This window comes from Cryobacterium sp. TMB3-10, assembly GCF_004402305.1.
GTDB classification, from domain to species: Bacteria; Actinomycetota; Actinomycetes; order Actinomycetales; family Microbacteriaceae; genus Cryobacterium; species Cryobacterium zongtaii.
On sequence record NZ_SOGH01000021.1, the window covers coordinates 118900 to 141795 of the forward strand.

Annotated in this window: 18 protein-coding genes; 16 read left to right on the top strand and 2 right to left on the bottom strand. The window is 70.1% G+C overall.

The window, feature by feature from the left end:
- Nucleotides 1–170 precede the first annotated feature (170 nt).
- From recA to dapF, 5 genes are read left to right on the top strand one after another with little or no spacing between them, the layout of a single operon-like run.
- Entirely contained in the window at nt 171–1307 is a 1137-nt protein-coding gene (recA, locus tag E3T22_RS11970) for a recombinase RecA (protein ID WP_088455724.1), read from the top strand.
- 5 nt (nt 1308–1312) lie between these two features.
- Complete coding sequence (locus E3T22_RS11975) at nt 1313–1942, top strand: regulatory protein RecX (protein WP_088455725.1); 630 nt, start codon at nt 1313–1315, stop codon at nt 1940–1942.
- Between the two features lie 37 nt (nt 1943–1979).
- Complete coding sequence (gene miaB / locus E3T22_RS11980) at nt 1980–3629, top strand: tRNA (N6-isopentenyl adenosine(37)-C2)-methylthiotransferase MiaB (protein WP_088455726.1); 1650 nt, start codon at nt 1980–1982, stop codon at nt 3627–3629.
- A 6-nt stretch (nt 3630–3635) separates the two neighbouring features.
- Nucleotides 3636–4544 (top strand): tRNA (adenosine(37)-N6)-dimethylallyltransferase MiaA, encoded by a 909-nt coding sequence (gene miaA / locus E3T22_RS11985; RefSeq protein ID WP_088455727.1) that lies wholly within the window; start codon nt 3636–3638, stop codon nt 4542–4544.
- A 37-nt stretch (nt 4545–4581) separates the two neighbouring features.
- Entirely contained in the window at nt 4582–5463 is an 882-nt protein-coding gene (gene dapF / locus E3T22_RS11990; protein ID WP_088455728.1) for a diaminopimelate epimerase, read from the top strand.
- 66 nt (nt 5464–5529) lie between these two features.
- Here dapF and E3T22_RS11995 read toward each other — a convergent pair whose 3' ends face one another.
- Complete coding sequence (locus tag E3T22_RS11995) at nt 5530–6156, bottom strand: class I SAM-dependent methyltransferase (RefSeq protein WP_134408853.1); 627 nt, start codon at nt 6154–6156, stop codon at nt 5530–5532.
- A gap of 41 nt (nt 6157–6197) precedes the next feature.
- On the opposite strand from E3T22_RS11995, the gene hflX reads away from it, so the two are divergent.
- The 3 genes from hflX to metE all read left to right on the top strand — a co-directional run bounded on the left by hflX (nt 6198) and on the right by metE (nt 11406).
- On the top strand, nt 6198–7742 hold the full coding sequence (gene hflX, locus E3T22_RS12000; RefSeq protein WP_134480654.1) for a GTPase HflX: 1545 nt from the start codon (nt 6198–6200) through the stop codon (nt 7740–7742).
- 281 nt (nt 7743–8023) lie between these two features.
- The gene (locus E3T22_RS12005; RefSeq protein WP_134480655.1) at nt 8024–9085 is read left to right on the top strand and encodes a methylenetetrahydrofolate reductase; all 1062 of its coding nucleotides are present in this window, start codon (nt 8024–8026) and stop codon (nt 9083–9085) included.
- Nucleotides 9085–11406 carry a 5-methyltetrahydropteroyltriglutamate--homocysteine S-methyltransferase gene (gene metE, locus E3T22_RS12010; protein ID WP_103459427.1) on the top strand — a complete coding sequence of 774 codons (2322 nt, stop codon included), beginning with the start codon at nt 9085–9087 and terminating at the stop codon, nt 11404–11406. Before E3T22_RS12005 ends, metE begins: the two co-directional genes overlap by 1 nt.
- An 87-nt stretch (nt 11407–11493) precedes the next feature.
- Here the strand turns inward: metE and lexA are convergent, their stop codons facing one another.
- Complete coding sequence (lexA, locus tag E3T22_RS12015) at nt 11494–12195, bottom strand: transcriptional repressor LexA (RefSeq protein ID WP_088457929.1); 702 nt, start codon at nt 12193–12195, stop codon at nt 11494–11496.
- Between the two features lie 315 nt (nt 12196–12510).
- Here lexA and E3T22_RS12020 point away from each other — a divergent pair, with 315 nt between their 5' ends.
- The 8 genes from E3T22_RS12020 to E3T22_RS12055 all read left to right on the top strand — a co-directional run bounded on the left by E3T22_RS12020 (nt 12511) and on the right by E3T22_RS12055 (nt 22861).
- Nucleotides 12511–12873 carry a LysM peptidoglycan-binding domain-containing protein gene (locus E3T22_RS12020; protein ID WP_103459426.1) on the top strand — a complete coding sequence of 121 codons (363 nt, stop codon included), beginning with the start codon at nt 12511–12513 and terminating at the stop codon, nt 12871–12873.
- Between the two features lie 108 nt (nt 12874–12981).
- Entirely contained in the window at nt 12982–14067 is a 1086-nt protein-coding gene (locus E3T22_RS12025) for a histidinol-phosphate transaminase (protein WP_088455734.1), read from the top strand.
- 9 nt (nt 14068–14076) lie between these two features.
- Nucleotides 14077–14694 (top strand): imidazoleglycerol-phosphate dehydratase HisB, encoded by a 618-nt coding sequence (gene hisB, locus E3T22_RS12030; RefSeq protein ID WP_088455735.1) that lies wholly within the window; start codon nt 14077–14079, stop codon nt 14692–14694.
- Nucleotides 14691–15323: an imidazole glycerol phosphate synthase subunit HisH gene (gene hisH, locus E3T22_RS12035; protein WP_088455736.1), complete on the top strand. Its 633-nt coding sequence runs from the start codon at nt 14691–14693 to the stop codon at nt 15321–15323. Before hisB ends, hisH begins: the two co-directional genes overlap by 4 nt.
- A 63-nt stretch (nt 15324–15386) precedes the next feature.
- Nucleotides 15387–16133 carry a bifunctional 1-(5-phosphoribosyl)-5-((5-phosphoribosylamino)methylideneamino)imidazole-4-carboxamide isomerase/phosphoribosylanthranilate isomerase PriA gene (gene priA, locus E3T22_RS12040; RefSeq protein ID WP_088455737.1) on the top strand — a complete coding sequence of 249 codons (747 nt, stop codon included), beginning with the start codon at nt 15387–15389 and terminating at the stop codon, nt 16131–16133.
- Nucleotides 16117–16971: an SseB family protein gene (locus tag E3T22_RS12045; RefSeq protein WP_134480656.1), complete on the top strand. Its 855-nt coding sequence runs from the start codon at nt 16117–16119 to the stop codon at nt 16969–16971. Before priA ends, E3T22_RS12045 begins: the two co-directional genes overlap by 17 nt.
- Nucleotides 16972–17133: 162 nt before the next feature.
- A complete protein-coding gene (locus E3T22_RS12050) occupies nt 17134–22029 on the top strand; it encodes a DEAD/DEAH box helicase (protein WP_134480657.1) in 4896 nt (1631 codons plus the stop codon).
- Nucleotides 22022–22861: a DNA-formamidopyrimidine glycosylase family protein gene (locus tag E3T22_RS12055; RefSeq protein WP_134480658.1), complete on the top strand. Its 840-nt coding sequence runs from the start codon at nt 22022–22024 to the stop codon at nt 22859–22861. Before E3T22_RS12050 ends, E3T22_RS12055 begins: the two co-directional genes overlap by 8 nt.
- The last annotated feature ends 35 nt before the right edge of the window (nt 22862–22896 follow it).

A 22896-nucleotide genomic window follows, 5' to 3' on the forward strand; every position in this document is an offset into this window, starting at 1 on the left:
GGATTGTCCACCGTCGCGGTGCCTGCCGGCCAGTGTCGGTGGTGCTGCGTACAGTCGGATTCGTCAACGACAACCGCGCACCTGCCTTGTCGAGGGCGGTCACCGGGATCCTCCCGCTGGTCGAAACGACAGCCTATAGGCGCCACGCGCACGACCCAAAGGAGCACACCATGGCATCAGCAGCAGACCGCGAGAAGGCACTGGACACCGCCCTCGCCCAGATTGACCGCCAGTTCGGCAAGGGCTCGGTCATGCGCCTCGGCAGCGACGATCGCGCGCCCGTCGAGATCATCTCCACTGGGTCGATCGCCCTGGACGTCGCGCTCGGCATAGGTGGCCTGCCCCGCGGTCGCATCGTGGAGATCTACGGCCCGGAGTCCTCGGGTAAGACCACCCTCACCCTGCACGCCATCGCCAACGCCCAGAAGAACGGCGGCATCGCCGCGTTCATCGACGCCGAGCACGCCCTCGACCCCGACTACGCGAAGAAGCTCGGTGTCGACATCGACGCCCTCCTCGTCTCCCAGCCCGACACGGGTGAGCAGGCGCTGGAAATCGCCGACATGCTCGTGCGAAGCGGCTCCATCGACCTCATCGTCGTCGACTCCGTCGCCGCCCTGGTTCCGCGCGCCGAGATCGAGGGCGAGATGGGTGACTCCCACGTGGGCCTGCAGGCCCGCCTGATGTCGCAGGCGCTGCGCAAGCTCAACGGTGGTCTGAGCCAGACCAACACCACCATGATCTTCATCAACCAGCTGCGCGAGAAGATCGGCGTGATGTTCGGCAGCCCGGAGACCACCTCCGGCGGAAAGGCGCTCAAGTTCTACGCGTCTGTGCGTCTGGACATCCGTCGAATCGAGACCCTCAAGGACGGAACAGAGGCCGTCGGTAACCGCACCAGGGTCAAGGTCGTCAAGAACAAGATGGCACCGCCCTTCAAGCAGGCCGAATTCGACATCATCTACGGCATCGGCATCTCCCGCGAGGGCAGCCTGATCGACTTCGGTGTCGACCAGGGCATCGTCAAGAAGTCCGGCGCCTGGTACACCTACGACGGCGACCAGCTCGGCCAGGGCAAGGAGAACTCCCGCAAGTTCCTGCTGCGCAACCCGGACATGGCCAACGAGATCGAAACCAAGATCCTCAACAAGCTCGGTGTGGGCGCGGAGGGCAAGGCGGCCAAGAAGGCCGCAGACGACGCCGCCACCGCCGCAGCGGCCGCCGCGGCAACGGGTGCCGCCACGGGCACGGATGGTGCCAAGGTTCCGTCCATCGCGGCCAAGGCCGCCGCACGCAAGGGCGCCTAGCCGCCATGGTTCACTTCGAACCCTCCCGAGGCAAGACCGACGCCGGCTCCTCGGCCGGCCGGGAGGGCCTCGCCCCGGTGACATACCTGCCCGGGGCGAGCCCGGCCGATCAGGCCGATGATGCCGAGGACGAGGCGGCCGAGGAACGCGAGCACGCGGAGAAGCTACTGCTGCAGCGCCTGCGCGGCCGGTCCCTGTCGATCGTCGAGGCCCAGAAGCTGCTGCGGTCCACCGAGATCGACGAGGAGTCCGTGCAGGACATCCTCGAACGCTTCACCGAGCTGCACTACCTCGACGAGGAGAAGCTCGCCGACCAGATCATGCACAGCCACCACGAACGCAAGGGCCTGGGCCGCAGCGGTGTCGGCGCCGAAATGCGCCAGCGCGGGCTCGACGCCGAACTCATCGCCGAGAAGCTTGAGGAGATGCCGGACGACGAAGCCGAACGGGCCACCGAACTGGCGCTCAAGCGGGTGCAGCAGCTGGACAGGTTCGACGATGCCACCATCGATCGTCGGCTCACCGGCTTCCTGATGCGCAAGGGATACGCCTCCTCCGTGGTGCGCGACGCCGTCAAGGCCGCTCTCGCGTCCCGGCGGGGTTCGGGCCGCACCTCCACGGTGCGGTTCCGCTGAGGTCTGTTCACGACGGCACGCGTAAGCTGGGGGAACTATGAGCAGCGTCACCGCACCACCCCTCGCCACCCCGTCATCCCTCGACCCGTCGCCGCACAGCGCGACCGTGATCGCGCCGTCCTCGGCGGCGAGGGATGACGAGGGCCGGGCGCGCACCTATGAGGTGCGCACCTTCGGCTGCCAGATGAACGTGCACGACTCCGAGCGGCTCAGCGGCTCACTCGAGGCGGCCGGCTATGTGTCGGCGGCGGGCGCCGAGGCCGACATCGTGGTGATCAACACCTGCGCGGTGCGGGAGAACGCCGACAACAAGCTCTACGGCAACCTCGGCTACCTCGCCTCGGTCAAGCGCAAGCACGCGGGCATGCAGATCGCCGTCGGCGGTTGCCTGGCGCAGAAGGACAAGGCCACCATCCTGGCCAAGGCGCCGTGGGTGGACGTGGTGTTCGGCACCCACAACATGGGGTCCCTTCCGAGCCTGCTCGAACGCGCCAGGCACAACGGTGAGGCCCAGCTGGAGATCCTCGAATCCCTGGAAACCTTCCCGTCCACCCTGCCGACCAAGCGCGACTCGAGCTACAGCGGCTGGGTCTCGATCTCGGTCGGCTGCAACAACACCTGCACCTTCTGCATCGTGCCCGCCCTGCGCGGCAAGGAGAAGGATCGCCGCCCCGGCGAGATCCTCGCCGAGATCCAGGCGCTCGTCGACGACGGCGCCATCGAGGTGACCCTGCTCGGCCAGAACGTCAACTCCTACGGGGTGGAGTTCGGTGACAGGCTGGCGTTCGGCAAGCTGCTGCGCGCCGCCGGCCAGATCCCGGGACTGGAACGCATCCGCTTCACCAGCCCGCACCCTGCCGCCTTCACCGATGACGTCATCGACGCCATGGCGGACACCCCCGCTGTGATGCCGCAGCTGCACATGCCGCTGCAGTCCGGCTCCGACCGGGTGCTCAAAGCCATGCGCCGGTCCTACCGGTCCACCAAGTTCCTCGGCATCCTCGAGCGCGTACGCGCGCAGATGCCCGACGCGGCGATCAGCACCGACATCATCGTCGGCTTCCCCGGCGAGACCGAGGAAGACTTCCTCGAGACCATGCGGGTCGTCGAAGAGTCCAGGTTCGCCACGGCGTTCACCTTCCAGTACTCCATCCGGCCGGGCACCCCCGCAGCCACCATGGCCGACCAGGTGCCCAAGGCCGTCGTGCAGGACCGTTACGAACGGCTCATCGCCCTGCAGGAACGGATCTCCTGGGAGGAGAACCGCGCCATCATCGGCCGTGAGGTCGAACTCCTCGTCGCCAACGGTGAGGGCCGCAAGGACGCCGACACCCACCGGCTCAGCGGCCGGGCCCCCGACAGCCGGCTCGTGCACTTCGACGTGCCCGCCGGCTCCGACCTGCCCCGGCCCGGCGACATGGTCACCGTGACCGTCACCCAGGCCGCACCGTTCCACCTCATCGCCGACTCCCTCGACGGCACGCCGCTCCGGATCCGCCGCACCATCGCCGGCGACGCCTGGGACCGGGAGCAGGCCGAGTCCTGCGGTGTGCCCGCCCCGGCGGCGTCCACCGGCGGCGCGGTCTCGTTGGGTCTGCCGACCCTGCGGGTGGGCGGGCCCAGCCTGACACTGCACGGTGGCGCCACGACGATCCCGATCTACCCGGTCGACGACGCGGAACGTTAGGACCCGGTGCTCGTTGTCATCGTCGGGCCGACCGGTACCGGCAAATCCGAGCTGTCCCTGGACATCGCCGAACGGCTGATCGCGGCCGGCCGGCCGGCGGAGATCGTGAACGCCGACGCCATGCAGCTCTACCGGGGCATGGACATCGGCACCGCCAAGCTCGCCCCCGCCGAGCGCCGCGGGGTGCCGCACCACCTGCTCGACGTGCTCGACGTGGCCGACGAGGCCACCGTCGCCCGCTACCAGGTGGAGGCCCGCGCCGCCATCACCGGCATCCTCGACCGCGGTGCCGTGCCCATCCTCGTGGGCGGGTCCGGTCTCTACGTGTCCTCCGTCGTCTACGATTTCCAGTTCCCCGGCACCGACCCGGTGCTCCGCGCCCGCCTCGAGGCCGAGCTCGTGGATCAGGGCCCCGGCCTGATGTACGACCGGCTCAAGGCCGTCGACCCCGGCGCCGCCGCCCGCATCGGCGCCAGCAACGGCCGCCGGCTCGTGCGCGCCCTCGAGGTCGTCGAACTCACCGGCGCCCCGCACACCGCGGCCCTGCCCGGCGACCCGGTCTACTGGATGCCCGCCGTGACCCTCGGGCTGCGCCTGCCCCGCGAGGTGCTCACCCCGCGCCTGGACGCCCGAGTGGACCGCATGTGGACGGCCGGACTCGTCGAGGAGGTGCGCGCCCTCATCCCCGCCGGCCTGGAAGGCGGCGTCACGGCCAGCCGGGCCATCGGATACGCCCAGGCCCTCGGCCAGGTGCACGGCACAATGTCGCAGGCGGATGCCGTCGAGGCGACCCAGCAGCTGACCCGGCGATACGCCCGCCGTCAGGTGAGCTGGTTCAAACGTGACCCGCACACGCACTGGATCGACGCCGACGACGCGGACCGTGTCGACCAGGCCGTCAGCCACCTGCCCTGACGCCGAATACCGTAGCCCGAGTCCCTAAACTGAACACATGGGCATCGATCTCCACTTCACCAAGGGCCACGGCACCGGCAACGACTTCGTGCTGTTCGCCGACCCCGACGGCCGACTCGACCTCACCCCGGAGCAGATCCAGGGCATCTGCGACCGCCAGTTCGGCGTCGGCGCCGACGGCATCATCCGCGCGGTGCGTTCGGCCAACCTCGATGCGGGTGCCGCGGCCCTCGCCGAAGACGACGGCGCCGAGTGGTTCATGGACTACTGGAACGCCGACGGCACAGTCTCGGAGATGTGCGGCAACGGCATCCGGGTGTACACCCGATTCCTCCTCGAACAGGGCCTCGTCGACCTCGGCCCCGGCGACACTCTGGCCATCGGCACCCGCAGCGGCGTGCGCGACGTGCAGCAGAACGCCACCGGGTTCCAGGTGGACCTCGGCCGGTGGCGGCTGGAACCGGGGGAGACCCTGGTGCGTGCCAAGAACCTCGCCGTTGCCCGCCCGGGGCTGGGCATCAACGTGGGCAACCCGCACGTGGTGGTGGCCCTCGCCGACGAAAACGAGCTCGAGAGCGCCGACCTGACCTTCATTCCGCAGCTGGACCCCGAGCCCGCCGAGGGCGCCAACGTGGAGTTCGTGCTGCCGCATGACCCGCTCGTCGTCGACGGCGTCGGCCGCATCCGTATGCGCGTGCACGAACGCGGCAGCGGAGAGACCTTGTCCTGCGGCACCGGTGCCGTCGCGGCGGCCCTGGCCACCCGGCACTGGGCCGGCCAGGGCGCGCCGAACCAGTGGCGTGTCGAGGTCCCCGGCGGCGTTCTGGGCGTGCGGATGTTCCCCACCGAGGACGGCGAGCACGTCTCCCTGTCCGGCCCCGCCACCCTGGTCTTCGACGGCACCCTCGCCCTCGCCTAACCCCGCCGCGAACTGTGACAAAGGCCCCCGGGTTGTGGGGCCTACCTCACAGTTCGAGGGGGAGCGTCAGGCGGGTTTGTGGGCCTGCAGGATGCGGAAGCCCTTGTCGGTGGCGTAGCGGGAAACCTCGAGCGCGCCGGGTTGCCCGGCGCCGGGGAACTCCTCGGCGAGCCAGCGGTGCAACGAATCGGAGCCGAGGTTGCGCTGCACGACGAGCCAGGCATCCGAGCCGGGCTTCAGACGCGGCAGCCAGTGCTCGAGCATCGTGTGCAGCTCGGCCTTGCCCACCCGGATCGGCGGGTTCGACCAGATGCCGGCGAACACGACGGAATCGGGAACATCCGCCGGCAGGACCGCGTTGATGTTGGTGAGCCCCAGGCTGGCGGCGTTCATCCGCACCAACTCGAGGGCTCGCTCGTTGACGTCGACGGCCCACACCGTGGCCGTGGGATCGGCCAGCGCCAGATGCAGGCTGATCGGTCCCCAGCCACAGCCGAGGTCCAGCACATCCCCGCCGCCGGAGGGCAGCGGAGCCTCACGCATCAGCACCTTGGTACCGGTGTCGATGTGCTCGGGGGAGAAAATCGCGTTCGCGGTGGTGACCGCACGGATTTGACCGGCGATCTTCACGGTGATCTGCCGCAATTTCAGGTCGCTGCCCGGAGTCGACGAGAAATAGTGTTCGGAAGCCATACAGCGAACTTATCGAAAAAAGAGGAACTAGAGTTAAAGCAATGACTGATATAAACGCTCCACACGATGGCGATGACGATGTAGTTGCGCGCGTGCTGGCCAGCGCCGAGAGCCGGTCCTCCGGCTACTCGCTGTTCGCGAGCGGATCGGCGCAGGCCCTCTCGGCACGCCCGGCCAACGGCGGTTTCGACGGCGGCGACCACGACGGCGAACAGACCGAACGTGAAGACCGCAACGCCCTGCGCCGCGTCGGTGGGCTCTCCACCGAACTGCAGGACGTCACCGAGGTTGAGTACCGCCAGCTGCGCCTGGAAAACGTCGTCCTGATCGGCGTCTACTCCGCCCGTAGCCTGCTCGACGCCGAGAACTCCATGCGCGAGCTCGCCGCCCTGGCCGAAACCGCCGGCGCCACGGTGCTGGACGGTCTGCTGCAGCGCCGCGCCACCCCGGACCCCAGCACCTACCTCGGCAAGGGCAAGGCCCTCGAGCTCGCCTCCATCGTGGCGGCGCTCGGCGCCGACACCGTGATCGCCGACACCGAACTCGCACCCAGCCAGCGGCGAGCCCTGGAAGACGTGGTCAAGGTGAAGGTCATCGACCGCACCGCCGTGATCCTGGACATCTTCAGCCAGCACGCCAAGAGCAGGGAGGGTAAGGCGCAGGTCGAACTCGCCCAGCTCGCCTACCTGCTGCCCCGGCTGCGCGGCTGGGGTGACTCGATGTCCCGCCAGGCCGGTGGCCAGGTCGGTGGCGCCGGTGCCGGTATGGGCTCGCGTGGACCCGGTGAGACGAAGATCGAACTCGACCGGCGCCGCATCCACACCCGGATGTCGCGGCTGCGCAAGCAGATGCTGGAGATGAAGCCCGCCCGCGAGGCCAAGCGCGCCAACCGCAAGCGCAACGCGGTGCCGTCGGTCGCGATCGTCGGGTACACCAACGCCGGCAAGTCCAGCCTGCTCAACCGCATCACCAAGGCCGGCGTGCTCGTGGAGAACTCCCTCTTCGCCACCCTGGACGCCACGGTGCGAAAGTCCACCACGGACGACGGTCGGCTGTACACCTTCACCGACACCGTCGGTTTTGTGCGCAACCTGCCCCACCAGCTGGTGGAGGCGTTCCGCTCCACCCTCGAGGAGGTCGCGGACTCCGATGTCATCATCCACGTCGTCGACGCGTCCCACCCCGACCCGGCCAGCCAGCTGGCCACGGTGCGCGAGGTCATCGGCGAGGTCGGTGCCAGTGACATCCCCGAGCTGGTGCTGTTCAACAAGAGCGACCTGGTCAGCGACGACGACCGGCTCGTGCTGCGGGGCCTCGCCCCCCAGGCGATCTTCGTGTCGGCGCGCAGCGGCGAGGGCATCGACGAGGTGCTGCGGGTTCTCGAGACCATGCTTCCCCGTCCGGAAATCCGCCTGGAACTGCTGATCCCCTACGACCGCGGTGACCTCATCCCGATCCTGCACGAGCAGGGCAAGGTTCTGGCGTTGGACTACTCCGAGACCGGCACCCAGGTAACGGCCCTCGTGTCGCCCGGTATCGAGGCCCAGTTCACCCCGTTCGTGGTGGCACCGGCCATCCCCGGCTGACCCCGATCCGCCCGAAGGCGGCACCCGCTCCTGAACCAGGAACGGGTGCCGCCTTCGGCTGTTAACGCCCCAGATCGGCCGCGAACGTAACAATCGGCCACGCAGCAGCGCGCCCGAAGGTGCGTTGTTAGAGTCATCACATTCGTTGCCGGCGGGATACTCTGCCCGGCATGGAGCGACAGCCGAGCCCGGCACCCGCCCGCGAGCAGCCGCCCGGTATCCGTGGCGGTCCGCGGCCGCCAGGCCCTTCGAACTGAACCCACCATGCCGAATGAGGAACCATGACAGCGACCCCCACGACCCCACCGACGGACCCCGACTGTCGGTCGAGCATCCCGTTCTCGTTTGAGCTGTACCCGCCCAAGACGGATGCCGCGACGATGGCCCTGCATGCCACCATCGACGCCCTGGCTGCGGCCCGTCCGAAGTTCATCTCGGTGACCTACGGTGCCAGCGGCTCCTCCCGCACCTCGTCCCTGGACGTGCTGCGCTACATCCGCCGGGCCACCATCGTGGACCCGATGGCGCACCTCACCTGCGTCGGTTCCTCGCACGCCGAGGCGAGCAGCCTGATCCGCGAGTTCCTCGATGCCGGCGTGAGCAGCTTCCTCGCCCTCCGCGGTGACCCGCCCGAGGGCCTGACCGAGAACGACGCCTTCCTCGGCGACCTGCACAGTGCCGGCGAGCTGGTGCAACTGATCCATCGGGTACAGGCCGAGCGAGTGCCGTACCAGGAGACCCCCATCCCCGGACTCCCTCGCGCCCGCGCCGTGAAGACCGAACGTGAGCACGTGCGCATCGCCGTGGCCGCGTTCCCTAACGGGCACCCGCGCTCACGATCCACCGCGCAGGACATCGACACCCTGCTGGCCAAGCAGGCGGCGGGCGCCAACCTCGCCATCACCCAACTCTTCTTCCACGCCGACCACTACCTCAGCTTCATCCAGCGAGCCAGGGAAGCCGGAGTGGAGTTCCCGATCCTGCCCGGAATCATGCCCGTCACCAGCCCCGGCAGGCTGCGGCGCATCCTCGAGCTCTCCGGGGAGGAACTGCCCGCCGAACTCTCGATCCAGCTCGAAGTGGAACCCACCCTCGAGGGCCAGCGCGAGATCGGCGTCAGCCACGCCGCCGCCCTCGCCGAGAAGCTCATCGCCGGCGGGGCTCCCGGCCTGCACCTCTACGCCTTCAACCAGCACGAGACCGTGCTCGCCGTGCTCGACCGCGCCGGCGCGCTCGCACCGGCACAACCGGTCGTCTCCGCTCACAACCCACCTCCGACCCATCCCTCGACCAGCCCTGCCGACACCCGTGCCGGAATCCACTCCACGAAGGACCACTACTGATGACCATCACCGTCCCCGCATTCCCCACCGGAACGATCCTCGGCTACCCGCGGATCGGCCGCCGCCGCGAACTGAAGAAGGCCGTCGAAGCCTTCTGGGCCGGCCGGATCGACGCCGCTCAACTCGAAGCCACCGCGGCAGCCCTGCGCAACACCACCCGGGAGCGGCTCGTCGGCCTCGGGCTCGGCCGCAGCGACTCGTCGATTCCGGAGAGCTTCTCCTTCTATGACCAGGTGCTGGATGCGGCGGTGACCGTCGGCGCCATCCCCACCCGCTTCGCCGGTCTCGTCGACGCCGACGGTCACCTCGACCTCGCCGGCTACTTCACCCTGGCCCGCGGCGCCGGCGAGAACCTGCCGCTCGAAATGACCAAGTGGTTCGATTCCAATTACCACTATCTGGTGCCGGAAATCGGCCCGGAGACGAACTTCCACCTCGCCAGCGACCGCATCGTGCGGGAATTCGACGAGGCCGTCGCCGCCGGCTTCCTCACCCGACCCGTCATCGTGGGTCCGGTCACCTTCCTGCTCCTGGCCAAGCCGAGCGAAACGGCCCCGGCCGGCTTTCACCCGCTCGATCGCCTCGACGACCTGCTGCCGGTCTACGCCACCCTGATCGAGCGCCTCGCCGCCGCGGGTGCAGAGTGGGTACAGCTGGACGAACCGGCCCTCGTCAGCGAGAGCATCGACATCCCGCGCGACCGTGCCCTCGCCGCCCTCGCCCGGGCCTACGACACCCTCGGCGGCCTCGACAGGCGGCCCGGACTGTTCGTGGCCGCGCCCTACGGCAGCCTCGACGACGCCCTACCCGTTCTGGCCAAGACCCCGGTCGAGGCCATCGGCCTGGACCTCGTGCGCGGCACGGTGCCCGCCGACGTGCCCGGCCTGGCCGACACCACCCTCGTGGCCGGCGTGATCGACGGTCACAACATCTGGCGCGGCGACCTCGCGGCGGCGTTCGACAAGGTGGCCCAGCTGGGCGCGCTGAGCGACCGGATCGCGGTCTCCAGCTCCACCTCGCTGCTGCACCTGCCGCACGACGTCACCGACGAGACCAAGCTCGGCGCCGACCTCACCGGCTGGCTGGCGTTCGCCGACCAGAAGATCGGTCAGGTCGCCACCCTCGCTCGCGGCCTCTCCGAGGGGCAGGCTGCCGTGCAGGCCGATCTCGACGCGGCCACCGCGTCGCTGGAGGCGCGCCGGGTCTCGCCCGGCGTGCGTGACGGAGCCGTACGCGCCCGCCTCGACACCCTCACCCCGGCCGACTTCAGCCGCGGCGACTACGAGGCCCGCCTGGCCGCTCAGGATGCCGTGCTCGACCTGCCCCCGCTGCCGACCACGACCATCGGCTCGTTCCCGCAGACGAGCGATATCCGCCGCGCTCGCGCCCGCCTGGTCTCGGGTGAACTCGCATCCGCCGACTACCAGGAGCTCATGCGCGCCGAGATCGGCCGGGTCGTGCAGCTGCAGGAAGACCTCGGCCTCGACGTTCTCGTGCACGGTGAACCCGAGCGCAACGACATGGTGCAGTACTTCGCCGAGAACCTCGATGGCTTCACCGTCACCGAGAACGGCTGGGTGCAGTCCTACGGCAGCCGGTGCACCCGTCCGTCGATCCTGTGGGGCGACGTCCGGCGGCCGGCGCCCATCACCGTGGAGTGGTCCAGCTACACCCAGACCCTCACCGAGAAGCCGGTCAAGGGGATGCTCACCGGACCGGTCACCATCCTGGCCTGGTCGTTCGTGCGCGACGACCAGCCGCTGGGGGAGACCGCCCGGCAAGTGGCGCTCGCGCTGCGCGACGAGATCGGTGACCTCGAGGCGGCCGGTATCCGGGTGGTGCAGGTCGACGAGCCCGCGCTGCGCGAGCTGCTGCCCCTGAAGAAGAAGGACCACGCCGACTACCTGGATTGGTCGGTCGGGTCGTTCAGGCTCGCTACCGCGGGGGTCGCCGACCAGACCCAGATCCACACCCACCTCTGCTACTCGGAGTTCGGGGTCGTCATCGACGCGATCCGCAACCTGGACGCCGACGTGACCAGCATCGAGGCCGCTCGGTCGAAGATGGAGGTCGTCGCCGACCTGCAGACCAGTGGCTTCGACCACGGCATCGGCCCGGGCGTCTACGACATCCACTCGCCGCGGGTGCCCGGTGTGGCCGAGATCACCGAACTTCTCGAGCGGGCCCTGCAATCGATCCCCGCTCGCCAGGTCTGGGTGAACCCGGACTGCGGACTGAAGACCCGCGGGTATGCGGAGACCGTAGAGTCCCTGCGCAACATCGTCGATGCCACCCGCGCAGTTCGGGCGACGCTGGTCTGACCTGGCCCGCCCTGACTACGCCGGCACAACACGAAGGCCCGACCCCTCGCGGGGTCGGGCCTGTTGTGTGCCTGGAGCGTTGCGGATCTAGACCGAACGCAACACCGCGACGACCTTGCCGAGGACCTCGGCGAAGTCACCCAGGATCGGCTCGAAGTTGGTGTTGCGGGGGAGCAGCCAGGTGTGGCCGTCGCGCTGTCGCAGCACCTTCACCGTGGCTTCGCCGTCGAGCATGGCGGCGACGATCTCGCCGTTCTCCGCGGTCTTCTGCTGGCGGATGACCACCCAGTCGCCATCGCAGATGGCGGCGTCGATCATCGAATCACCGACGACCTTGAGCATGAACAGCTCGCCCTTGCCCACCAGTTGGCGGGGGAGCGGGAAGATCTCGTCGATCTGCTGGTCGGCCATGATCGGGATACCGGCGGCGATGCGGCCGACGAGCGGCACCATCGCCGCATCACCCACCTGGATGCCGGACTGGTAGTCATCGGCGGCGCCTGGCGTGACCTCCTCTGAGGACTGAGGCAGCTCGATGAGCACCTCGAGTGCGCGCGGCCGGTGCGGGTCGCGCCGCAGGTACCCGCTCAGCTCGAGCTGGTGCAGCTGGTGGGTCACGCTCGACAACGAGGACAGACCAACGGCGTCGCCGATCTCGCGCATGCTCGGCGGGTAACCGCGGTCGCGCACCGAACGCTGGATGACGTCCATCACCGCGCGCTGTTTGTCGCTCAGGCTCTTGCGGCGTCGCGTGCCGCCCTTGTCCCGAGGTGTGCTCTGTTGTGCCACGTTGACGCTCCTCTGGTTAGTCGGTTCGGGCTGGTGCTGGTGGGGCTCGTGCTCGCCGGGCTGGTGCTCGTCGAGCTCATACTTCTCGGGCTCGGGCAGCAATGTCGGTGGTGTCTGTTTGAGTGCAGCTACCCGATCGAAACTGTAGCCACAGAGCAGCGGTTCGTAGACATGCATTCGAGTGTGTTGCGGAATCTGTCTCCATAATATCCGGAAACAGGGTTGATTGTTCGAACACTCGAAGATATATTCGGAACATAGATTCGCATCTGGCCCTCCCGGCCGAGGGCCAGATGCGTTACCAGGAGGTTTGACATGAGCGCAGCATATGCAGCACCGGACAACCACAGCCCGGCCACCCCGCCCACCACACACCTGCGGCTGACCCGCCGCGGGCGGGCCGTTTTCACGGCCCTCGCCGCAGTGCCCCTGGTACTCGGCGTCATCGGCATCGCCGTCAACGGCGGCATGGCCGCGGCAGAGGGCAGCGCGGGTATCGGCGCGGCCGCGTTCGACTACGTCACCATTGAGGCCGGCCAGTCGCTCTGGCAGCTGGCCGAGTCTGTCGCCCCCGGACAAGACCCGCGCGACGTGATCATCGACATCGTCAACCTCAACCAGCTGTCCTCCGAGGCCGTGCAGCCCGGCCAGCGCCTCGCCCTTCCCGCCGACTACTGAGCCGCTCAGCCCGAGCCGCTCAGCCCGGAGCCGATCAGCCCGGAGCTGCTCGCCCCGCCCCGCCTCGGATACGAGGGGTCGGCCGCGGGCGCAACTAAGCTTGTTCGGGTGACCAGCCTCGACGACCTGCCCCTGCGTGCCAACCTCCGCGGACAAACCCCTTACGGAGCACCCCAGCTGCACGTGCCGGTGGCGTTGAACGTCAACGAGAACACCCACCCGATCCCGCCCGCGGTCGCCGCCGACATCGCGGAGGCCCTGGCCGAGGCGATCCTCACCGTCAACCGGTACCCCGACCGGGAATTCAGCCCGCTGCGCGACGCCCTCGCGGGCTACCTCGGTCACGGTCTCACCCGCGACAACATCTGGGCCGCCAACGGTTCCAACGAGGTTCTGCAGCAGGTTCTGCAGGCCTTCGGTGGGCCGGGCCGGTCGCTGCTCGGCTACGCGCCGACCTACTCGATGTACTCGATCCTCGCCTCCGGCACCGATACCCGCTGGATCCCCGGCGGCCGCGACGCCGACTACGAACTTTCGCCGGAGACCGCCGCCCGCTGGGTGGAGGAAACCTCGCCCGACATCGTCTTCCTCTGCTCACCGAACAACCCGACCGGCACCCCGTTGTCGCTGGAGACCATCGCGGCCGTCTACGACGCCACCCCCGGCATCGTTGTCGTCGACGAGGCCTACGCCGAGTTCGCACCGGACGGCACCGACAGCGCCCTCACCCTGCTGCCCGGCCGGGAGCGCCTGCTCGTGTCCCGGACCATGAGCAAGGCCTTCGCTTTCGCCGGCGTGCGGCTGGGCTACCTGGCCGCCGACCCGGCTGTCACGGATGCGCTACGCCTGGTCCGGCTGCCCTACCACCTGTCCGCCCTCACCCAGGCGGCGGCCGTGGCCGCGCTCGCCCACACCGGTGAGATGCTCGCCATGGTCGACGACATCCGGGTGCAACGCGATCGCCTGGTGACCGAACTGACGAACCTCGGCTTCAGCCCACTGCGCAGCGGAAGCAACTTCGTGTTATTCGGCGGAGTCTCCGACCCGCACGCGATCTTCCAAGCGCTCCTGGCCGAAGGCATCCTGATCCGCGACGTCGGTATCCCCGGCCACCTCCGGGTCTCGGCCGGCACCGAAGCCGAGACGAGCGCGTTCCTGGCCGCCATCGCACGGCTCCGCCCGATAGCCGAATAAACTAACGCCATGAGCAACGTCACGCCCTCGCCTCGCCGTGCCCACCTGCAGCGCGAAACGAGCGAATCGAGCATCGACCTCTCGATCAACCTCGACGGCACCGGGGTGAGCGACATCCACACCAGCGTGCCGTTCTACGACCACCTGCTCACGGCGTTCGCGAAGCACTCGCTGACCGATCTCACCGTGCACGCCAAGGGCGACATCGAGATCGATGTGCACCACACCGTCGAGGACATCGGCATCGTCCTGGGCCAGGCCATCAAGCAGGCCCTCGGTGACAAGGCTGGCATCTCCCGATACGGCGACGCCCTGGTGCCGCTGGACGAAGCCCTCGTGCAGGCCGTCGTGGACATCTCCGGTCGGCCGTACCTGGTGCACACCGGCGAGCCCGCCGGATTCGAATTCCACCTCATCGGCGGGCACTTCACCGGCTCGATGGTGCGGCACGTTTTCGAGGCCATCTCCTTCAACGCCGCGTTGACCGTGCACGTCACCGTCCTCGGCGGCCGCGACCCCCACCACATCGCCGAAGCCGAGTTCAAGGCCTTCGCCCGAGCCTTCCGCCAGGCCAAGGCCTACGACCCGCTGGTCTCCGGCATCCCGTCCACCAAGGGCGCACTGTGACCTCGGTCGTCGTCCTGGACTACGGCACGGGCAATGTGCACTCGGCCGTCAAGGCGCTCGAACTCGCCGGCGCCGACGTCACCCTCACCGGCGACCGCAAGCTCGCGCTCGAGGCCGACGGACTCCTGGTCCCCGGCGTCGGCGCGTTCAGCGCCGTGATGGCGGCGCTGAACGACGCCCACGGCGGCGACATCATCGACAAGCGCCTCTCCGGCGGGCGGCCGGTGATGGGCATCTGCGTGGGCATGCAGGTCATGTTCGAACACGGCGTCGAGCGCGGCATCGACACCGCGGGCCTCGGCGAGTGGCCGGGAACCGTCACCGCCCTGCCGGCACCGGTACTGCCGCACATGGGCTGGAACACGGTCACGCCCGACCCCGACACCGTGCTGTTCCGCGGGCTGGAAGAGGAACGGTTCTACTTCGTGCACTCCTATGCCGCCCAGGAATGGAGCCTCGACGTGATGCCGCCCTTCCCGGTTCCCCGCCTCACCTGGGCCGAGCACGGCGCCCCGTTCCTCGCCGCCGTGGAGAACGGTCCGTTGTCGGCCACCCAGTTCCACCCCGAGAAGAGCGGCGACGCGGGCATCCGGCTGCTGAAGAACTGGCTCGGCACGCTCCGCGACTAGACATTCCCCCGTCGGTCGCTCCATCGCGGCCGCACCAACACGAAAAGGTCACCACAGCACATCATGAGCGAGTTCAACAAGACCCCGAAGCTGGTCCTCCTGCCCGCCGTCGACGTCGCCGACGGCAAGGCCGTCCGTCTCACCCAGGGTGAGGCCGGTACCGAGACCAACTACGGCGACCCGATGGATGCCGCCCTCGACTGGGCGAACCAGGGCGCGGAGTGGATCCACCTCGTCGACCTCGACGCCGCATTCGGGCGCGGTAACAACACCGCTGTGCTCAAGAAGGTCATCAAGCAGCTCCGCGGCGTGAATGTGGAGCTCTCCGGCGGCATCCGCGACGACAAGTCGCTCGAAGCGGCGCTGAACACCGGCGTCAAGCGAATCAACCTGGGCACCGCCGCACTGGAGAACCCCGAGTGGGCCGCCAGCGTGATCGCCCAGTACGGCGACGCCATCGCGGTGGGACTGGATGTGCGCGGCACCACCCTTGCCGCCCGCGGCTGGACCAAGGACGGCGGCGACCTGTGGCAGGTGCTGGAGCGCCTCGAAGAGGCCCGCTGCACCCGCTACGTCGTCACCGACGTCACCAAGGACGGCACCCTCAAGGGACCGAACATCGAACTGCTGCGCGAAGTGATGGAGCGCACCCACCGCCCCGTGATCGCCTCCGGAGGTATCTCCAGCCTCGACGACATCGCCGCGCTGCGCGAACTGGTACCCCTCGGCCTGGAAGGCGCGATCGTGGGCAAGGCCCTCTACGCGGGCGCCTTCACCCTCGCCGAGGCGCTGGATGTCTCCGGCGCGTAACCTCGGCTCGACCGGTCGGCCTGACCCCGTCGGCGGCTCCGCCGGTGGGGCTGCCGGCGACACGTCCGCGGATTCGGCCGGCCAGCCCTGGGCGAACCGGTCGCTGGAGGACACCGCGTTCGCCGACGACGACGGCCTCGCGCCGCCCGCCCTGCTGCGCGCGCTCCGCCGCTTTCAGGCCCGCGAGACCGGCGAGGAGGACGTCGTCGACGCCTTCCGTTCGGCGCGCCTGCTGATCCCTCTGGTCACCGCCCTCGGCGCGGATGAGGCCGGCACCGTTTCAGACGGAGCCGCCGGCCCGCACGGGCTGCGGGTGGACAAGACCCAGGAACTGTCGATCATCACCGTGGCCGGCCCGGACGGCCGCGCGGTGCTCCCGGTGTTCTCCTCGGCCGCGGCCATGCACCAGTGGAACGCCCAGGCGCGCCCGGTGCCCGCCGACGCCGTGCGGGTGGCACTGGCGGCGGCCCAGGAGAGCACCGACCTCGTGGTGCTCGACCCCACCGCCGACACCGAGTTCGCGGTGCGCCGACCGGCGCTCTGGGCGATCGCCCAGGGCGCGCCCTGGACCCCCAGCTACGCCAGCCGCTCCGTCGCCGTGGCGTTCGAGGAGTCCATCGCGACCGAGCTGTCAGTGCTCTCCGTGAGCCTGACCGCGGGCGACCCGCAGTCCCGGCTGGCGGGGCCCGAACTGATCGTGCGCCTCGAACTCGTCGACGGGCTCAGCCGTGCCCTCCTGGACGCCACCCTGGCCCGCCTCGCGGCGCGCTGGGCGGCCAACGATGTGATCGCCACCGGGGTGGACTCCCTGCGGGTGCAGCTCGTCGCCTCGGCCTGACCCTCCACGCCCGCCGGCCGCCCGGCCCATCCGTCACCCGCAGAAACAACTGTTGCCCAAGCGGACATGTGCGCCCGGCGCACCGGGCGCAGATGTCCGCATCGGCAACAGATAAGAGCGGCTTTACGAGCCGATGTCGGGGGTATCGGCAAGGATGGGTAGATGACGGAGATCCTCCAGCGCCTCTCACCGGCCACCCGCACCTGGTTCTCCGGCGCGTTCGATGCGCCCACCGAGGCCCAGCTCGGCGCCTGGGACGCCATCTCCCGCGGATCGCACACCCTCGTCGTCGCGCCCACCGGGTCGGGCAAGACCCTGGCCGCGTTCCTCTGGGCCCTCGACAAGCTGTACTCGACCTCCACGACACCGGTTGAACAGGATGCGGCCGCCGCGCCCACGGGCACCCGGGTTCTGTACATCTCGCCGCTGAAGGCTCTCGGCGTTGACGTGGAACGCAACCTGCGCGCCCCGTTGGTGGGCATCGGCCAGGCCGCCGAACGGCTGGGCCTGGCGCCGGTGCGGGTGACCGTTGGCGTGCGCAGCGGCGACACCCCCGCCGCGGACCGCCGGGCGCTCGTGAAGACACCGCCAGAGATCCTCATCACCACCCCCGAATCGCTCTTCCTGATGCTCACGTCCGCCGCCCGCGAGTCCCTGCGCGGCGTCGACACCGTCATCATCGACGAGATCCACGCCGTCGCGGCCAGCAAGCGCGGCGCCCACCTCGCCGTGTCCCTCGAACGCCTCGACGCGCTCCTGGCCACCCCCGCGCAGCGGATCGGCCTGTCCGCCACGGTGCGGCCGGCGTCTGAGGTGGCCCGGTTCCTCGGCGGTCAAGCACCCGTGGAGATCGTGGCGCCCAAGAACGAGAAGCGGTTCGACCTGCGCGTCGTGGTGCCCGTGGACGACATGACCCAGCTCGGCGCCGTGCCCGCCTCGGAGGGCGCCACCTCCGCCGCGGCCCCGCAAACCGGGTCGATCTGGCCGCACGTGGAAGAAGCCATCGTGGACGCCGTGCTCGCGCACTCCTCCTCGATCGTGTTCGCCAACTCCCGCCGCCTCGCCGAACGGCTCACCGCCCGGTTCAACGAGATCTACAGTGAGCGGCTCGCCGCGGCCGAGGAGGCCGAGCTGGTGCTCGCGGGCGGCCCGGACGCCGGGGGAGCGGCCGGTGCCCAGGCCGGCGCAGCATCCGCTGCCCGAACGACCGCCACCGCACCGCCACCGCGGCCGCCCGCCGAGCTGATGGGCGGCAGCGGCCAGACCGAAGGTGCCGAGCTGCTCCTCGCCCGCGCCCACCACGGCTCGGTCAGCAAGGAACAGCGGGCCATGATCGAGGACGACCTCAAGTCCGGCCGGCTGCGTTGCGTGGTGGCCACGTCGAGCCTGGAACTCGGCATCGACATGGGCGAGGTCGACCTGGTCGTGCAGGTGGAATCGCCGCCGTCGGTGGCCAGCGGCCTGCAACGCGTGGGCCGGGCCGGCCACCAGGTCGGCGAGGTGTCCAGGGGCATCATCTTCCCCAAGCACCGGGCCGACCTCATCCACGCCACCGTCGCCGCCGAGCGGATGGTGTCGGGCATGATCGAGTCGCTGCAGGTGCCCGCGAACCCCCTCGACATCCTCGCCCAGCAGACCATCGCCGCCGTCGCGCTCGAACCCATCGACGCCGAGGAATGGTTCGACGCCGTACGGCGCAGCGCCCCGTTCGCCACCCTGCCCCGCTCCGCCTACGAGGCCACCCTCGACCTGCTCGCCGGACGCTACCCGTCCGATCAGTTCGCCGAACTGCGCCCACGGATCATCTGGGACCGCGACACCGGCCTGCTCACCGGCCGGCCCGGCGCACAGCGCCTGGCCGTCACCAGCGGCGGCACCATCCCCGACCGTGGCCTGTTCGGAGTCTTCATGGTCGGCGGCGACCAGCCCACCGGCCGTCGGGTCGGCGAGCTCGATGAGGAGATGGTCTACGAGTCCCGCGTCGGTGACGTCTTCGCGCTCGGCGCCACGAGTTGGCGCATCCAGGAGATCACCCACGACAGGGTGCTCGTGCTGCCCGCGTTCGGCGAACCGGGCCGGCTGCCGTTCTGGAAGGGCGACGGCCTGGGCCGGCCCGCCGAGCTTGGCGCGGCCATCGGCGCGTTCCTCCGCGAGGTGTCCGCGCTCACGCCCGCGAAGGCCCGAGCCCGCTGCCTGGCCGTCGGCCTCGACGAACGGGCGGTCACCAACCTGCTGGTCTTCCTCGACGAGCAGCGTGCAGCCACCCGCTACCTGCCCACCGACCAGACCCTGGTCGTCGAGAGGTTCCGCGACGAGCTCGGCGACTGGCGAGTCATCCTGCACTCCCCGTTCGGCCTCACCGTGCACGCCCCGTGGGCCCTGGCGGTCGGCGCGCGGGTGCGGGAACGCTTCGGCATCGACGGCGCCTGCGTCGCCAGCGACGACGGCATCGTCGTGCGCATCCCCGACACCGAGGCCGAACCGCCCGGCGCCGACCTCTTCGTCTTCGACCCCGACGAACTCGAGCAATTGGTCACCGACGAGGTCGGCGGCTCCGCCCTGTTCGCCTCCAGATTCAGGGAGTGCGCCGCCCGGGCGCTGCTGCTGCCCCGGTACCGGCCGGGCAGCCGCTCACCGCTCTGGCAGCAACGCCAGAAAGCCGCCCAGCTGCTCGACGTGGCGCGCGAATACCCGTCGTTCCCGATCATCCTCGAAACCATCCGCGAATGCCTGCAGGATGTCTACGACCTGCCCGCCCTCGTGGCCCTGGCCAAGCAGGTGGCCAGCCGCGCCATCCGCCTGGTGGAGACCAGCACCGACTCGGCCAGCCCGTTCGCCAACGCCCTGCTCTTCGGTTACGTCGCGGCGTTCATGTACGAGGGCGACTCGCCGCTGGCCGAACGCCGGGCCACCGCCCTCTCGATCGACTCCGGCCTGCTCGCCGAACTGCTCGGGCGGGTGGAACTGCGGGAGCTGCTCGATCCCGTCGTGATCGACCGTACCGACGCGGAGCTGCAGCGCCTGGCCCCCGACCGCCGGGCCAAGGGCCTGGAGGGCGTGGCCGACCTGCTCCGCGGGCTCGGCCCGCTCACCGTGGCCGAGGTCGCCGCCCGACTGCAAGCCGCGACCGGCGTGGCCGAACGGAGCGAGCCGGCGGATGCGGTCGGTGAGTCGGAGTCCGACGGCGCCTCCGCCCCGCCCGCCGCCGGCGAGGCCGAGGCGCGTGCACACCTGGATGCGCTCACCGCCGCGCGCCGCGCCCTCAGGGTGGGCATCGCCGGCGAGGAGCGCTGGGCGGTGATCGAGGACGCCGGCCGGCTGCGTGACGCCCTCGGCGTTCCGCTGGCACCGGGCATCCCGGAGGCCTTCACCGAAAGTGTGAAAGACCCGCTCGGCGACCTGGTCAGCCGGTACGCCCGCACCCACGGCCCGTTCACCACCGCCGATGTCGCCGCCAGATTCGGGTTCGGCACGGCCATCGCCTTGGGCGCCCTGCGCCGCCTGGCGGATGCCCGCAGGATCGTCGAGGGCGAGTTCCGCCCGCACGGCAGCGGCAGCGAATGGTGCGACGCCGAGGTGCTGCGGCGCCTGCGGCGACGCTCGCTCGCCGCGCTCCGACACGAGGTGGAGCCTGTCGACCAGGCCACCCTCGGTCGATTCCTGCCGGCCTGGCAGCACGTGGGCGGTAAGTTGCGTGGTGTCGACGGCGTGGTCTCCGTGATCGAACAGCTCGAGGGCGCTCGCATCCCGGCCTCCGCCTGGGAGACCCTGATCCTCCCCGCCCGGGTGAGCGACTACAACCCGGGCATGCTCGACGAACTCACCAACGCCGGCGAGGTGCTCTGGGCCGGCGCCGGAACGCTCGCCGGCAACGATGGTTGGGTGAGCCTGCATCTGGCCGACACCGCCCCGCTCACCCTGCCGGTGCCCACCGAGCTGGACACCACGGCGCTGCAGCGGGAGATCCTCGCCACGCTGGGCGGTGGTGGTGGCTACTTCTTCCGGCAGCTGGCCGATTCGGTCGGCAGCCAGGACGACGGTGCCCTCGTCGACGCGCTGTGGGACCTGGTCTGGTCCGGACTGGTGAGCAACGACACCTTCGCCCCGGTGCGCTCGCTGGTCTCCGGCGGCAAGACCGCGCACTCCACCCGCCGGGCCGCACCGCGCGCCCGGCTGCACCGCGGCCGCGCCCTACCCCGGCCCAGCCTGCCCAGCCGGCAGGGCCCGCCCACGGTCTCCGGCCGCTGGTCGATCGTGCCCGTCGCCGACACCTCGGCCACCCGCCGCGCACACGCGTTGGGCGAGACCATGCTCGAACGCTACGGCGTGGTCACCCGCGGCGCCGTGATGGGCGAGAACGTGCTCGGCGGCTTCGCCCTGGTCTATAAGACCCTCAGCGGCTTCGAGGAGATGGGCCGCTGCCGCCGGGGCTACTTCGTGGAGGGCCTCGGCGCCTCCCAGTTCGCCACCGCCGGCACCATCGACCGGATGCGCGGCTACGTCGACCAGCGGGAACGCGCCGAACGCGGCGACAGGTCGGTTTCCGCCGCGGTGACCCTCGCCGCCACCGACCCGGCCAACCCCTACGGCGCCGTGCTGCCCTGGCCGGCCCTGCCCGAGGGCACCGGTCACCGGCCCGGCCGGAAGGCCGGCGGCCTGGTGGTACTCGTCGACGGGCACCTGGTGCTCTACGTGGAGCGCGGCGGCAAGTCGATGCTGGTGTTCGATCCGGCCGCCGCCGTTGACGGAGAGGCCGGCGAGACCGGTGCGGGTGCCACCGAAGACGCACCCGCACCCGCCGCGACGCCCCGTTCGGCTCCGGCGACGGCACCTGCCTCCCGCGCGGCACCGGGCACAGCGGGCACCCCACGACCGGCGGCATCCGAGACCGTGCTCGCGGCGACCCGGTCGCTGGCCGCGACCGTCACCGCCGGGCGGGTGCCCAAGCTCGCCGTGGAAACCGTGAACGCCGAGTTTGTGCTCGGCACCACCGTGGGCGACGCGTTGCGCGCCGCCGGCTTCACCGAGACGCCGAGGGGGCTGAGGCTCAGTGCCTGAGGGTGACACCGTCTACCGCAGCGCCCGCAGCCTCGACGACGCCCTGCACGGCGCCACCCTCACGCGCTGCGACATCCGGGTGCCCGCCTTCGCCACCGTCGACCTGACCGGCCAGACCGTGCACGAGGTCATCAGCCGCGGCAAACACCTGGTGGCGCACGTGGGGGAGACCAGCATCCACTCGCACCTGAAGATGGAGGGCACCTGGCACCTCTACCGGCACGGCACCAAATGGCAGCGGCCCGCATTCCAGGCCCGCATCGTGCTGGAGACCGCGGACTGGGTGGCCGTGGGATTCGAGCTGGGCACCCTCGAGCTGTTTCCCACCCCGGAGGACGAGCAGCACCTCGGCTACCTCGGTCCCGACCTGCTCGGCCCGAACTGGGACGCCGCGGAGGCCGTGCGCCGGCTCCGCGCAGCCGGGGACAGCACGGCCGGAGACAGAACGGCCGGAGACAGCACTGCCGAAGACAGTGCAGCGGGGGACCGGCCGGTGGCGGTCGCCCTCGGCGACCAGCGCAACCTCGCCGGGCTCGGGAATGTATACGTCAACGAACTGTGTTTCCTGCGCGGGCTGCTGCCCACCCGGCCGATCGCTGAGGTCACCGATGTCGCCGGCCTGGTCGCGCTGGCGCACCGGCTGATCATGGCCAACCGGGACCGTTCGGAGCGCACCACCACCGGCAACCTGCGCCGGGGCGCACGCACTTTCGTCTACGGGCGCGAACGGCAGCCGTGCCGGCGCTGCGGCACGAGCATCCGCAGTGGCCGGCTGGGCCGCAGCGAACTCGAACAGCGGGTCACCTACTGGTGCCCGCGCTGCCAAACCTGAGCCAACTGTTGCCCGTCCGGACAATTGTGCCCGGC

Bases quoted from the DNA above. Each gene is read 5' to 3' on its own strand.
- dapF (WP_088455728.1), top strand. From the start codon at position 4,582: ATGGGCATCGATCTCCACTTCACCAAGGGCCACGGCACCGGCAACGAC.
- E3T22_RS12020 (WP_103459426.1), top strand. From the start codon at position 12,511: ATGAGCGCAGCATATGCAGCACCGGACAACCACAGCCCGGCCACCCCG.
- priA (WP_088455737.1), top strand. From the start codon at position 15,387: ATGAGCGAGTTCAACAAGACCCCGAAGCTGGTCCTCCTGCCCGCCGTC.
- hisB (WP_088455735.1), top strand. From the start codon at position 14,077: ATGAGCAACGTCACGCCCTCGCCTCGCCGTGCCCACCTGCAGCGCGAA.
- E3T22_RS12005 (WP_134480655.1), top strand. From the start codon at position 8,024: ATGACAGCGACCCCCACGACCCCACCGACGGACCCCGACTGTCGGTCG.
- E3T22_RS12050 (WP_134480657.1), top strand. From the start codon at position 17,134: ATGACGGAGATCCTCCAGCGCCTCTCACCGGCCACCCGCACCTGGTTC.
- E3T22_RS11975 (WP_088455725.1), top strand. From the start codon at position 1,313: ATGGTTCACTTCGAACCCTCCCGAGGCAAGACCGACGCCGGCTCCTCG.
- recA (WP_088455724.1), top strand. From the start codon at position 171: ATGGCATCAGCAGCAGACCGCGAGAAGGCACTGGACACCGCCCTCGCC.
- miaB (WP_088455726.1), top strand. From the start codon at position 1,980: ATGAGCAGCGTCACCGCACCACCCCTCGCCACCCCGTCATCCCTCGAC.
- E3T22_RS11995 (WP_134408853.1), bottom strand. From the start codon at position 6,156: ATGGCTTCCGAACACTATTTCTCGTCGACTCCGGGCAGCGACCTGAAA.
- E3T22_RS12045 (WP_134480656.1), top strand. From the start codon at position 16,117: ATGTCTCCGGCGCGTAACCTCGGCTCGACCGGTCGGCCTGACCCCGTC.
- hflX (WP_134480654.1), top strand. From the start codon at position 6,198: ATGACTGATATAAACGCTCCACACGATGGCGATGACGATGTAGTTGCG.
- metE (WP_103459427.1), top strand. From the start codon at position 9,085: ATGACCATCACCGTCCCCGCATTCCCCACCGGAACGATCCTCGGCTAC.